This window comes from Myceligenerans pegani (genome assembly GCF_014892515.1).
Taxonomy (GTDB): Bacteria; Actinomycetota; Actinomycetes; order Actinomycetales; family Cellulomonadaceae; genus Myceligenerans; species Myceligenerans pegani.
The window spans coordinates 1-11,534 of record NZ_JADBGR010000101.1 but is presented as its reverse complement, the minus strand read 5'-3'; the positions used below and the strand labels follow the sequence as shown (position 1 = coordinate 11,534).

At 73.2% G+C, this 11,534-nt stretch carries 15 protein-coding genes; 8 read left to right on the top strand and 7 right to left on the bottom strand.

Going from position 1 to position 11,534, the window contains the following annotated elements; translation table 11 throughout:
* The first annotated feature begins 14 nt into the window (after positions 1-14).
* Positions 15-569 carry a hypothetical protein gene (locus IIE03_RS16920; protein WP_225997916.1) on the top strand — a complete coding sequence of 185 codons (555 nt, stop codon included), beginning with the start codon at positions 15-17 and terminating at the stop codon, positions 567-569.
* Positions 570-739: 170 nt separating this feature from the next.
* On the opposite strand, the gene IIE03_RS16915 is transcribed toward IIE03_RS16920, so the two are convergent.
* A complete protein-coding gene (locus tag IIE03_RS16915; protein WP_123815499.1) occupies positions 740-949 on the bottom strand; it encodes a helix-turn-helix transcriptional regulator in 210 nt (69 codons plus the stop codon).
* A 148-nt stretch (positions 950-1,097) separates the two neighbouring features.
* Between IIE03_RS16915 and IIE03_RS16910 the strand changes: the two genes are divergently transcribed.
* Together IIE03_RS16910 and IIE03_RS16905 are read left to right on the top strand one after the other, a co-directional pair.
* Complete coding sequence (locus IIE03_RS16910) at positions 1,098-1,787, top strand: CpaB family protein (protein ID WP_192863935.1); 690 nt, start codon at positions 1,098-1,100, stop codon at positions 1,785-1,787.
* Positions 1,784-3,169: an AAA family ATPase gene (locus IIE03_RS16905; protein ID WP_192863934.1), complete on the top strand. Its 1,386-nt coding sequence runs from the start codon at positions 1,784-1,786 to the stop codon at positions 3,167-3,169. Before IIE03_RS16910 ends, IIE03_RS16905 begins: the two co-directional genes overlap by 4 nt.
* A gap of 138 nt (positions 3,170-3,307) precedes the next feature.
* Here the strand turns inward: IIE03_RS16905 and IIE03_RS16900 are convergent, their stop codons facing one another.
* Together IIE03_RS16900 and hisN are read right to left on the bottom strand one after the other, a co-directional pair.
* Positions 3,308-3,811 carry a DUF6912 family protein gene (locus IIE03_RS16900; RefSeq protein WP_192863933.1) on the bottom strand — a complete coding sequence of 168 codons (504 nt, stop codon included), beginning with the start codon at positions 3,809-3,811 and terminating at the stop codon, positions 3,308-3,310.
* Between the two features lie 67 nt (positions 3,812-3,878).
* Positions 3,879-4,673: a histidinol-phosphatase gene (gene hisN / locus IIE03_RS16895; RefSeq protein ID WP_408632854.1), complete on the bottom strand. Its 795-nt coding sequence runs from the start codon at positions 4,671-4,673 to the stop codon at positions 3,879-3,881.
* Positions 4,674-4,778: 105 nt separating this feature from the next.
* Between hisN and aroA the strand changes: the two genes are divergently transcribed.
* Positions 4,779-6,086 (top strand): 3-phosphoshikimate 1-carboxyvinyltransferase, encoded by a 1,308-nt coding sequence (gene aroA / locus IIE03_RS16890; RefSeq protein ID WP_192863932.1) that lies wholly within the window; start codon positions 4,779-4,781, stop codon positions 6,084-6,086.
* 16 nt (positions 6,087-6,102) lie between these two features.
* A complete protein-coding gene (gene rsgA, locus IIE03_RS16885; RefSeq protein ID WP_192863931.1) occupies positions 6,103-7,320 on the top strand; it encodes a ribosome small subunit-dependent GTPase A in 1,218 nt (405 codons plus the stop codon).
* A 191-nt stretch (positions 7,321-7,511) separates the two neighbouring features.
* On the opposite strand, the gene IIE03_RS16880 is transcribed toward rsgA, so the two are convergent.
* The 3 genes from IIE03_RS16880 to IIE03_RS16870 form a co-directional block, all read right to left on the bottom strand.
* Entirely contained in the window at positions 7,512-7,994 is a 483-nt protein-coding gene (locus IIE03_RS16880; RefSeq protein ID WP_192863930.1) for a DoxX family membrane protein, read from the bottom strand.
* 100 nt (positions 7,995-8,094) lie between these two features.
* A complete protein-coding gene (gene rsrA / locus IIE03_RS16875) occupies positions 8,095-8,382 on the bottom strand; it encodes a mycothiol system anti-sigma-R factor (RefSeq protein ID WP_192863929.1) in 288 nt (95 codons plus the stop codon).
* Positions 8,382-9,179, bottom strand: coding sequence for a sigma-70 family RNA polymerase sigma factor (locus tag IIE03_RS16870; protein ID WP_318843038.1), 798 nt, complete (start codon positions 9,177-9,179; stop codon positions 8,382-8,384). Before IIE03_RS16870 ends, rsrA begins: the two co-directional genes overlap by 1 nt.
* 94 nt (positions 9,180-9,273) lie before the next feature.
* Here IIE03_RS16870 and IIE03_RS16865 point away from each other — a divergent pair, with 94 nt between their 5' ends.
* Positions 9,274-9,828 carry a ferritin gene (locus IIE03_RS16865; protein WP_192863928.1) on the top strand — a complete coding sequence of 185 codons (555 nt, stop codon included), beginning with the start codon at positions 9,274-9,276 and terminating at the stop codon, positions 9,826-9,828.
* A gap of 164 nt (positions 9,829-9,992) precedes the next feature.
* Here IIE03_RS16865 and IIE03_RS27055 read toward each other — a convergent pair whose 3' ends face one another.
* Positions 9,993-10,070, bottom strand: a complete 78-nt coding sequence (locus tag IIE03_RS27055; RefSeq protein WP_408632855.1) for a 50S ribosomal protein bL37 — start codon at positions 10,068-10,070, stop codon at positions 9,993-9,995.
* Between the two features lie 184 nt (positions 10,071-10,254).
* Between IIE03_RS27055 and IIE03_RS16860 the strand changes: the two genes are divergently transcribed.
* Both IIE03_RS16860 and IIE03_RS16855 read left to right on the top strand, forming a co-directional pair.
* On the top strand, positions 10,255-11,154 hold the full coding sequence (locus IIE03_RS16860; RefSeq protein ID WP_192863927.1) for a DUF4097 family beta strand repeat-containing protein: 900 nt from the start codon (positions 10,255-10,257) through the stop codon (positions 11,152-11,154).
* A partial coding sequence (locus IIE03_RS16855; RefSeq protein ID WP_192863926.1) for a PadR family transcriptional regulator occupies positions 11,154-11,534 on the top strand: 381 nt, incomplete at its 3' end. The genes IIE03_RS16860 and IIE03_RS16855, both read left to right, overlap by 1 nt.

The following is an 11,534-nucleotide window of genomic DNA, read 5'->3' as shown; positions in this document are numbered from 1 at the left end:
TGGAGAGTAGGTCCGTGGACACATCGGATGCTCGCTGGTCAGATCTCGCCGCGGACCTCGACGCCCTCGCCGATGCGCAGGACGCCGCCGAATCGGATGCCATGGTCGCGGAGCTGACCCGCGCGGAACACGCGACGATCGATCTCGCGGACCGCCTCCGGGCCGCGACGGGTGCACCGGTCGTCCTCGACCTCCCGGACGGCGAACCGGTGCGGGGAGCGGTCCGGGAGGTGGCGGAGGCGTGGCTCGTCCTGGACGGCGTGACGCGGGCCCCGGAGCGGCACCTGGTGCCGCTGGCTGCGATCGACGGCGTCTCAGGGCTGGAGTCCGGCTCGGCCCCGGCTGCCCGGCGAGAGCTCGGGATCACGACCCTGCTCCGAGACCTGCAGCGGGACCGGCGTACCGTGCTCGTCCGGACTCGCGGGAACGTGTACCGAGGCCGCGTCGCCCGGGTGGGTGCCGATCACCTCGACCTGGACACCCTCGACGGGAACCGCGGCAGGAGGCGGGTGGTGCCGTTCTCCGCCCTCCTGTGCGTGAGCCACGCCCCGCCCGGAATGGCTTCCTGACTCCGAGGAGGGAACCCTCGCGCGCGCAGAACCTCGTGCGAACGGGACCCTGACGCGAGCGGGGCCGGGCGCGGACGGGCCAGGTACGAACCGGACCCGGGTACGACGAGAGGCGGCCCATCCCGGATCGGATGGGCCGCCTCATCGGTTCGTGCTGCTGGCTGTGAGGTTCAGCCCTCGCCGGCCTTGAGACGCTCACGGCTCTTGGCGTACTGCCGCTCGATGTAGGACTCGAGTTCCGCCGCCTCGATGCGCCAGACCTTCTTCGGGCCCACCTGGATGGCCGGCAGGTCACCGGTGCGTACGAGTGCGTAGCCCTGGGCCATGGAGATGTTCAAGGTCTCGACCACGTCAGCCAGAGAGAGAAACCGCTTATCCATGACACCACTATGGCACAGGTCCCGGACGAGAGCGCGGAAATTCACAGTTATCCACAGGAAGAGTTCATCGGATGCCAGATCCCGGAGGTTCGCTCACCATGTCTGGGGGACGTTCACCGCCTTCGATCCGAGCACGGAGAGGAACTACATGATCGACGCACCGGCCGCACCGAGAGAGAGCCGAGTCGCCGTCAGGCTGCGGCCGCCCGGCTGGCGAGATCCGCGACTGCTGGCGGGTGTCGTGCTCGTCGCGCTGTCCGTCGCGCTCGGTTCCTGGCTGGTCGCGTCCGCGGGCCGAACAGTACCCGTGTTCGTCGCCGACGGCGCGCTGACACCCGGCCAGCCCGTCACGCGGGACGCACTCCGCGTCGTGGACGTCCGGCTGAGCTCCGGCGTCGACCCGTACCTCCGTGCCGACGAGGAGCTGCCGTCCGGTCTGGTCGCCCAGCGCGTGGTGGCGGACGGTGAGCTGGTTCCCCGATCGGGGCTCGGCAACGGCAGCACGATGCGTTCCGTCACCATCCCCGTCCCCGGCGGCGTCTCCGAGCGCATCCGGCCCGGGGCGGTCGCCGACCTCTGGTTCGTGCCCGACGGCGGATCCGGGGCGGCTCCCGGAGGCACACCGGCCAGGTCGTCGGCCGGCTCCGGCGCAGAGCCCGGCACCCTCGCCGAGGGAGTCGTGATCGAACAGGTCGAGGTACCCGACGGCGCCCTCGTGGTGGCGGGTACGACGACACTGCACGTCCTGGTGGAGGAGAACGCCCTGCCCCGCGTGCTCGCGGCGCTGGCCGAGCCGGGAAGTCTCGCCGTCGTGCCCGTCGGGGGAGCGGTCCGATGACGGGCGGGGTCGCGATCACCGTGCTGTGCGCGGTGCTGGGGCCTGGTGAGGCGGACGTCGTGCGGAGGCTCGGCGCGGCGGGCTCGAGCACGACCGTCACCCGCCGGTGCGCCGACCTCACCGAACTTCTCGCCGCCGCCGAGGCCGGATCGGGCAGGACCGCGGTCGTCTCGGCGACCCTGCCCGGCCTCGGGCGGGAGGCGGTCGCGCGGATGCACCAGGCAGGGGTTCGCGTGATCGCCCTCGACGACGCGCCCGAGGCCAGCACGGACCGGCTCGCCGCGATCGGCGTCGACGGCATGGCGCGTTCGCTGACCGACCTGATCTCCGTCGTCCGCGACGAGACCGCGCGTCCGCCCACGGTGGCGCCCGAGGCGTCCGAGCCACCCGCCACTGCGGCAGGCAAGGGCCGGCTCGTTGCGGTGTGGGGGCCGGTCGGCGCGCCCGGGCGGACCACCACCGCCATCGAACTCGCCGTCGCGCTCGCCGCCGGCCCACCCGTCACGGGCGCGCCGGGAAAGCGGAGCCGTGGCGAGGCGGCCGGTCGGGGCGGTCTTCTGGGAAAGGCCGGCCACCACGGTCCCCGCGCCCTGCGCGGCGGTGCCGGCGAGCAGGTCCTGCTGGTGGACGCCGACACGTACGGCCCCTGCATCGCCCCTCGTCTCGGGATGCTCGACGACTCGGCAGGACTTGCCGGGGCCGTCCGCGCAGCGGGAATGGGGCCGCTTGACGTCGAGACCCTCGCCCGCTACGCGCCCGTGGCGCTCCCCGGCGTGCGCGTCCTCGGTGGGATCGGGCGCCCCGCACGGTGGGCCGAACTGTCCGGGGCGGCGCTCGACGCGGTGTGGGAACGCTCGCGTGACCTGGCCGACTGGACCGTGGTGGACACCGGCCCGGTCCTGGAGACCGATGAGCTCCTCTCCTACGACACGCGGGCTCCGCAGCGCAACGCGGCGACCCTCGGGGCCCTTGCCGCCGCCGACGTCGTGGTCGTCGTCGGCGGCGGAGACCCGATCGGTCTGCAGCGTCTCGTGCGCGGTCTCGACGACCTGGCCGCCGTTCCCGCACCCGTGACCCCGGATCGCCTCGTCGTGGTCAACCGCGTCCGCGCGGCGGCCGTCGGAGCCAACCCGCGCACATCCGTCCGGGCCGCGCTGGCCAGGTTCGCCGGGGTCGACCCGCACGTGGTGCCCGACGACCCGGCCGGCCTGGACGCGGGCTTGCGGTGCGGCCGGGCGCTCTCCGAGTGCGCCCCGCGGTCCCCTGTCCGGGCGGCGTTCGGCGCGCTCGCGGACGAGGTGCGCCGGATGGTGCGGGCCAGGACCTCGGCCGACGGTGAGGAATCCCCATGGATCGCCCTCCCCGAGCGGATGCGTGGGTAGGCGTTGCGTGCGGCAGACCGGCGAGCAGTGCCCCAAACGACGCCCCAGCGGGGAAACGACGGTCCATCGGGGGACGGATGCCCAGGCGAGAACCGACGCCCCAGCGAGTAACCACGCCCGGACTGGGGGAACGACCCCTCAGCGAGGAATCGCGCCCACCTCGGACCAGTCGTACCAGAGCAGGTCGCGGTCGGTGGCGCGCTGGACCGTGTCCGCGAGCGCCGCGTCGTCGTCGGCCTCGGCGGCGGAGCGCACCGCGGTCACGTCCGGGGCGGCGTCCGGCTCGTCGGCGTGGACGCACACGATCGGCACGTCGGGCACCGGTTCGGTCAGGCGGAGCTCGGACGAGGTGGTGTCCGCGCCGGTGCCGACCGGTTCCAGGGCGTGGTCGGGCACCTCGACGGTGACGACGGCGCGCAGCGGCGGCGTGCCGGGCCGTGCGGCGAGCAGTGCGAGCGAGGCCGCGGCGGCGTCGAGGAACGCGGCGTACTCCACGCCTTCGGTGTCCTCGTCGGGCAGCTCGGCGATCAGCGCTCTCGTCACGCCGTGCACAGGGCGTGGGGTGAGCGACCAGCGGGCTGAGGTGCGGCCCACGTCGACGGTGTCGAGCTCGTCGAGGGTGGCGGGCACGTAGATGCGCATGAGAAGAGTGTGCCCGCTGGGTGCCCGCACGGCGGTCCGGGAGGGTCCGAGCAGCTCGGGTCCGGGATCAGCCGAGCAGGCCGAGCACCTCGTCGTGCAGCAGGCCGTTCGTGGCCAGTCCGTTGTGTCCCCACGGGCCGTGGCGCCCGTCGAGGGAGGTGAACCGTCCGCCGGCCTCCTCGACGATCGGGACGAGGGCTGCCATGTCGTACACCTCGAGTTCGGGCTCGGGCGCGATGTCCACGGCTCCTTCCGCCACCAGCATGTACGACCAGAAGTCCCCGTAGCCGCGGGTGCGGTAGCACCGGCGCGTCAGGTCGAGGAACGCGTCCAGCTTTCCGCGCGCCTCCCAGCCGCTGAGCGACGCGAAGCTGAGCGACGCGTCGCGCAGCTCGCGCACTCCCGAGACCTTCATCCGGGTCGCGGAGTGCAGGCCCTTGCCGGTCCAGGCACCCGATCCGCGTGCGGCCCACCAGCGTCGACCCAGGGCCGGCGCACTCACCAGGCCGACGACGACGTCCTCGCCGTCCGCCAGTGCGATGAGCGTCGCCCACACCGGCACGCCGCGCACGAAGTTCTTGGTGCCGTCGATCGGATCGACGATCCAGCGGCGCGCGCCGCTGCCGGCCGACCCGTACTCCTCACCGACGATCGCGTCGCGGGTGCGGGCTCGTTGGAGCGAGGCGCGGATCATCTCCTCGGCAGCTCGATCGGCATCGGAGACCGGGGTGTTGTCCGGTTTGGTCTCGACGTGCAGGTCGAGAGAACGGAAGCGCGACATGGTGTGCGCATCCACCTGGTCGGCGATGACATGGGCAAGGCGCAGGTCATCGTCATAGCTGGTCTTGGTCACGGCGGCCACGCCCGCCACCGTAGCGGTAAATACGCATTCCACGCGGGGACGCGCGCGGATCGGGACGGGCGAGACGACCGGGCCCGGGCTGACCGGCTCCGATAACCTCGGGGCATGACCAATGCCCCCACCGCACCGACTTGGGCCGCACCGACCGCCGTCGGACCTCTCGACTCGACGGTCGAGGTGCCGGGCAGCAAGTCACTGACCAATCGGCTGCTGGTCCTCGCCGCGCTCGCCGACGGCCCGGGCACGCTCCGCGGCGCGCTGCGCAGCCGCGACGCCGACCTCATGATCGCGGGCCTGCGCGCCCTCGGGGCGGACGTCACCGAGGGCGACGCCCCCAGCACGCTGCACGTCGTGCCCGCCACGGCTCCCGTCACCGGCGCCGACATCGATTGCGGTCTCGCGGGCACCGTGATGCGCTTCCTGCCTTCCGTGGCCGCGCTCGCCGCCGGCCCCGTCCGGTTCGACGGCGATCCCGCGGCGCGCGTCCGGCCCATGGGGCCCGTTCTCGCCGCTCTGCACGCGCTGGGCGTCTCTGTGTCCGGTCCCGGCGGTGGACTGCCGGAGCATCTCCCGTTCACGGTCTCCGGCACCGGTTCCGTCCGCGGGGGGTCCGTGGACGTGGACGCGTCGGCGTCGTCGCAGTTCGTGTCCGGGCTCCTGCTGGCCGCGCCGCGCTACGAGCAGGGCCTGACCCTCCGGCACGTGGGCACCACGCTGCCGAGCCTGCCGCACATCGAGATGACGGTCGCCACCCTGCGCGACGTCGGCGTCACCGTCGACGACGGCCGGGACGGGCTGTGGCGTGTCGAGCCCGGGCCGATCGCCGCCCGCGACGTGCGCGTCGAGCCCGACCTGTCCAATGCCGCCCCGTTCCTCGCCGCGGCGCTCGTCGCCGGCGGCACGGTGCGCATCCCGGGCTGGCCGGCCGAGACCACGCAGCCCGGCGCTCTCCTGCCCGATCTCCTGACCCGCATGGGCGGCCGTGCGACGATCTCGGGCGACGTCCTGTCCGTGACCGGCACCGGCGAGGTGCGCGGCGTCGACCTCGACCTGCATGCCGCCGGCGAGCTCGCGCCGACGTTCGCCGTGCTGGCGGCACTGGCGGATTCTCCGACGCGGCTGCGCGGCATCGCGCACCTGCGCGGGCACGAGACGGACCGTCTCGCGGCGCTGGCCCGGGAGATCACGCGGCTGGGCGGGCAGGCGGAGGAGACGCGTGACGGCCTGGTGATCACGCCGCGTCCGCTCCACGCCGGGACGTTCCACACCTACGAGGACCACCGGATGGCGACGTCGGGCGCGTTGATCGGCCTGCGCGTGCCCGGTGTCGAGGTGGAGGACATCGCCACGACCGGCAAGACGATGCCGGAGTTCCCGGCCCTGTGGCGGGGCATGCTCGGAGCGGGCGCGTGAGGGGAGGCCGGCGCTGATGGGGAGGCGGGGTGCGCGCGACGAGTCGGACTTCCGGTCCCGGCCGTCGAAGCGAGGCTCGCGGCCCCGTACCAAGCGCCGGCCGAGCCACGAGGACGCCGTGACCGCCATGGTCACGGGGGTCGACCGCGGCCGGTACACGTTGCTCGTGCCCGATGCCGGGGAGCCCGACGGCGGCCGTGGCGGCCCCGGCGGTGTCCCGTCGTCGTCGGGGACCGTGGTGCTCGCCATGAAGGCCCGCGAGCTCGTCCGGACACGGGTGGTCGTGGGGGACCGGGTCGACGTCGTCGGCGACGTCACCGGCGAGGAGGGGACGCTGGCGCGCATCGTGCGGATCGCCGAGCGGAGCTCCGTGCTGCGCCGCACCGCGGACGACGACGACCCGTACGAACGGATCGTCGTCGCGAACGCCGACCGGCTCGTGGTCGTGACCGCGCTGGCCGACCCACCGCCCCGCACCGGGATGATCGACCGCTGCGTGGTCGCCGCCTACGACGCCGGGATGGACGTGCTGCTCTGCCTCACCAAGGCGGACCTGGCCTCGCCGGACGAGCTACGCGCCCTGTACGAACCGCTGGGCGTCGAGGTCGTGGTGACGCGGGCGGCGCCCACTCCCGAATCCGGCGACACCCGAGCGGGCGACAGCGCTTCCGCCGGGACCGACGCCGCCTCGGCCCGCGCAGCCAGGACCGGCGGCGAGGCTCTCACCCTGGACCCGGCGTCGGTCGAGGAGGTGCGTGGCCTGCTCCGGGGACGGACGTCCGTGCTGGTGGGCCACTCGGGTGTAGGCAAGTCCACGCTGATCAACGCCCTGGTCCCGACCGCGGGCCGTGCCACGGGAGACGTCAACGACGTCACGGGACGCGGCCGGCACACGTCGACGTCGGCGGTCGCCCTGGCGCTGCCGGCCGGGCCGGAGGACGCCGGGCCGGAGACCGGTCACGACGGCTGGGTGATCGACACGCCGGGCGTGCGGTCCTTCGGGCTGGCGCACGTCGAGGTCGCGCACCTGCTGCACGCCTTCGAGGACCTCGACGAGGCCGCGGCCGAGTGTCCGCGTGGCTGCACCCATCAGGCGGACGCGCCGGACTGCGCGCTCGACGAGTGGGTCGGGGCCGCCCCCGACGACGACACCCGCGCGAGCCGCGCGCTCCGGCTCGCCTCGTTCCGCCGCCTCCTGGCCAGCCGCACGGGAACGACACCCAGAGAGGGTTGAGCGATCGCGCGATCGCAACCGGTCCCTGGCCGCCGGAATGGTTGCGAAGACCGAGGACGCGAACCCGCCGCCGCCGGAAACCGGTAGCGACGGCGGCCGGCGCCGAGGAACGAGGCGTCGCGTCGACGGAGCCCGGCGGCGGCAATGCCTGGCGCCCGCAGGGCTGAGCCCGGCGGCTCAGGAAGGCGGAGTCAGCTCTCCTTGGCGCTCGCCTTCGCCGCACGGGCAGCGGCGCGGGCGGCCCGCGCCTGCTGTACCCGCCAGCCGATGCTCGGGCGCCCCTCCGTGTCGGCGCCCGCGATGAGGGCCGCGCCGATGGCGCCGAGATTGCCCACGAAACGCTGGGCGCGCGCCTCACGGTCGCCGTCGGACGAGCCGAACGGCTGGTTGACGACGGCGAGCGGCACCGTCAGGAGGGCGAGCGTCACGGCCGCCGTGCGCGGAGCCTTGCCGAGTGCCAGGAGTCCGCCCGCGGCCGCGAGCGCGATGCCGTGCGCGCGGATCACGGTCGTGACCTGCTTCTCGCTCAGCGGTTCGGCGCCGAGCGCCTTCGTGACGAGGCCGGAGCCTCGTTTCGCCGCCTGGACGTGCTCGGCGGGCTTCCGCGCGGCCTGGACGCCGGATGCGACGAACCAGGAGGCCAGGAGGGGTCGGGCGATGTGTCGCAGCACCATGCGGTCCACCCTGTCAAAGGTCGGCCGTTCCGTCCATGCGGGACCGCCGGCGGCGTGTCCGCGCACGCTGCCGCGCCGGGCGCGCCGCCGGCGGGTGGCGTCAGCGCGCCTCGATCCGGAGCTGCTCGTGGATCCTCAGCCGGAGCGTCTCGGGCGCGCGCTCGGCGCAGGAGCGCCTCACGAGCTGCTTGACCAGGTCCTCGACGCTCAGCTCCGCCAGGCACGGCGAGCAGTGCGCGACGTGGGCGCGCATCCGCTGCTCGTCCTCGGGCGTCATCTCGGAGTCGAGGTATTCGTACAGGTGCTGCAGCGCGTGCTCGCACTCGGAACCCGGAGTGTCGTGCGGGATCGGTTCCACGACCGGTTGGTCGCCCCGCTCTTGGTCCATCACTTCGCGCCTCCGGGTACCTCTGTCTTCACGAGTCCACGTTCCGCCGCGTAGTCGGCGAGGAGCTCACGGAGCTGTCGGCGACCACGGTGCAACCGCGACATCACGGTTCCGATCGGTGTTCCCATGATCTCCGCGATCTCCTTGTAGGGGAAGCCCTCGACGTCCGCGTAGTACACGACCATGCGCCGGTCCTCCGGGAGCTCCGCGAGGGCGCGCTTCACGTCGCTGTCCGGCAGCCGGTCCAGCGCCTCGACCTCCGCGGAGCGCAGCCCCTGCGAGGTGTGCGACGCCGCACGCGCGATCTGCCAGTCCTCGATCTCCTCCGCCTGCGACTGCTGCGGCTGCCGCTGCTTCTTGCGGTAGCTGTTGATGAACGTGTTCGTCAGGATGCGGTACAGCCAGGCCTTGAGGTTCGTGCCCGGCCGGTACTGGTGGAACGCCGCGAACGCCTTGGCGAACGTCTCCTGCACCAGATCCTCGGCGTCGGCGGGGTTGCGGGTCATCCGCAGCGCGGCCGAGTAGAGCTGGTCGAGGTACTGGAGCGCGTCACGTTCGAACCGCGCCGCGCGCGCGGCATTGTCCTCCCCGTCGGGAGTGCGGTCCGACGCCTCGTCGGGTGTGGCTGTCTGCGGGTGGTCCGTCATCAACGTCGAGCCTAGTTGCGTCACGCGTTCCTTTCCTGTGGCGTCGGTCTCGTCGAGCCGCACGACGGCGCGCCGCGGTCGCTCGGGCGCGGCGAGGAAGCCGGGAGCGAGGCGGGGCGGGGCGACGACGTCGGGTACGACGTCGGGCACCGTGGCAGGCGCGGCCGGGGCGGTGGCGAACGAGATCACAACTGCGGAAACGGCTGCCCGGGCTCTTCCATTCCCGCCGGGATACGTTGGGACCATGACTTCCACCACCCAGGCCCCGCAGAACTCCGAGTTCTGGCGGCTGCTCGGCGAGCAGATCGGCCACGAGCTCTCCGCGCACCAGCAGTACATCGCCATCGCCGTCTGGTTCGACGGCCACGACCTGCCGCAGCTCGCCGCGCACTTCTACCGGCAGGCGGTCGAGGAGCGGAACCACGCCATGATGATCGTCCGGTACCACCTCGACCGTGACGTGCCGGTCGAGATCCCGGGGACGGGCGCGGTCCGCAACGACTTCACGGACGTCACCGAGCCGCTGCAGCTCGCCCTCGACCAGGAGGAGCAGGTCACCGCGCAGATCGAGGCGATCTTCCGCGCCGCCCGTGCCGAGGCGGACATGCTCGGCGAGCAGTTCCTGCTCTGGTTCCTCAAGGAGCAGGTCGAGGAGGTCGCCAGTGCGAACACGCTGCTGACCGTCGCGCAGCGGGCCAAGGACAACCTGTTCGACCTGGAGAACTTCGTCGCGCGCGAGACGATCGGCGACGCCGGCGCGTCGCCGGACGCGCCGGAGGCGGCCGGCGGAGCGCTCTGACCCGGGCGCCCGGTGAGAACCCGGGCGTGGACGTGACGAAGGGCCGGAACCTGTGGGGTTCCGGCCCTCTCGTGTTCCCGCGCTGACGTTCCTCGGGCCGCGCTCCGGCACGCGCTTCGCTCGTGCCCCGTGCCCCGCGCCGCGTCAGTCGTCCACTCGGCGGTTCAGCCGCCGTTGGGGCGCTTGCCGTGGTTGGCGGACTTCTTCGCGCGCGCCTTGCGCTTGCGGCCACGCTTGCTCATAGGTGTCTCCTGACGGACGGCGGATTGACGTGGACCCCATGATCCCACGGCGGGGCCCTTGCCCGCCGCGCGAACGCGATATATCGTGAGTGGCGACAACGCGATATATCGCGTTCCGCACCGCCGGGCGGCGGCCGGGACGCACGACACCGTCGGAGAGTCCCGGAATCGTCAGGAGGCAGGCATGACCGAGCAGCACTGGACCGTCACCGGTCCGCAGACCATCGAGGTCGACGAGGTCACCACGGTGCACGCACATCTCGTGGACGGCCGGCTGGACGTCGTCGCGCACGAGGATCCCGTCACCCGCGTCGAGGTGCACTCCGTCGACGGCCGCCCCGTGGAGGTCACGTTCCGCGACGGGCACCTCGTCGTCGGGCACGAGCCGAACACGTCCGGCGGCCTGGCCGGCTTCCTTCGGAAGTGGACGGACTTCGGCGGCAACGCCCGCGCCGACATCCACATCGCCGTCCCGGCCCGCGTCGACACGAAGATCGGCACGGTCCGCGCGGAGGCGCTGGTGTCCGGCACCGAGGGCGAGGCCAAGGTGTCCACGGCGTCGGGCAGCCTGCTCGTGTCGCGCACCCGCGGGCCGCTGACGCTGACCAACGTCTCGGGAGACGCGACGGTCCGCGATCACGAGGGTCCGATCACCAGTACCACCGTCTCCGGCGACGTCGTGCTGAGCGGCGCCGTGGAGCATCTCACCTCGAGCACCGTGTCGGGCGACGTGACCATGGACCTGACCACCCAGCCCGACTGGATCAAGACGAACTCGGTCTCCGGCGACCTGCTGGTGCGCGTCCCGGACGAGGCCGTCGTCGAGGTGCACGCGTCGGCGATCAGCGGGCGCGTCACGGTCGGCGGCATGCAGGTCAGCGGACGGGGCGGTGCCGTCGTCCGCTCCGCCCGCCCAGAGCGCACCCACCTGCGCGTCTCGACGGTCTCGGGGGACGTCACCGTCCTCGGCACGTCCCAGCACGTGTCCGACGACGGCCCGGGGCCGGCCGGTCATCCCGGAGTGCACGGCGTGCGCGGTGCCGGGGCGTCCGGCGCCGCGCCGGGCGTCTCCTGGATCGCCTGATGCCCCCCGTCTTCGCCCACGGCGAGCTGCGCCTGTACCTCCTGGCGCTGCTCGTCGAGGGCGCCCGGCACGGCTACGAGCTCATGACCGAGCTCGCGGACCGCTTCGGCGGCACGTACAAGCCGAGCGCGGGCACGATCTACCCGCGCCTCGCGCGGCTGGAGGAGGAGGGCCTCGTCCGCCGTGTCCCGGCGGACGAGGCCGCCGGCCGGAAGGCGCCGTACGAGCTGACCCCGGCCGGGCGGGCCGAGGTGGAGGCCCGCTGGTCCGACATCGTCCGCCTCGAGTCCTCGGTGGCCGAGACCGTGCGGTCCCGGGCCGACGAGCTGCGCGCCGACATCCGCGAGACGATGCGCGGCGTGCGGGCCGAGCTCGCGGCC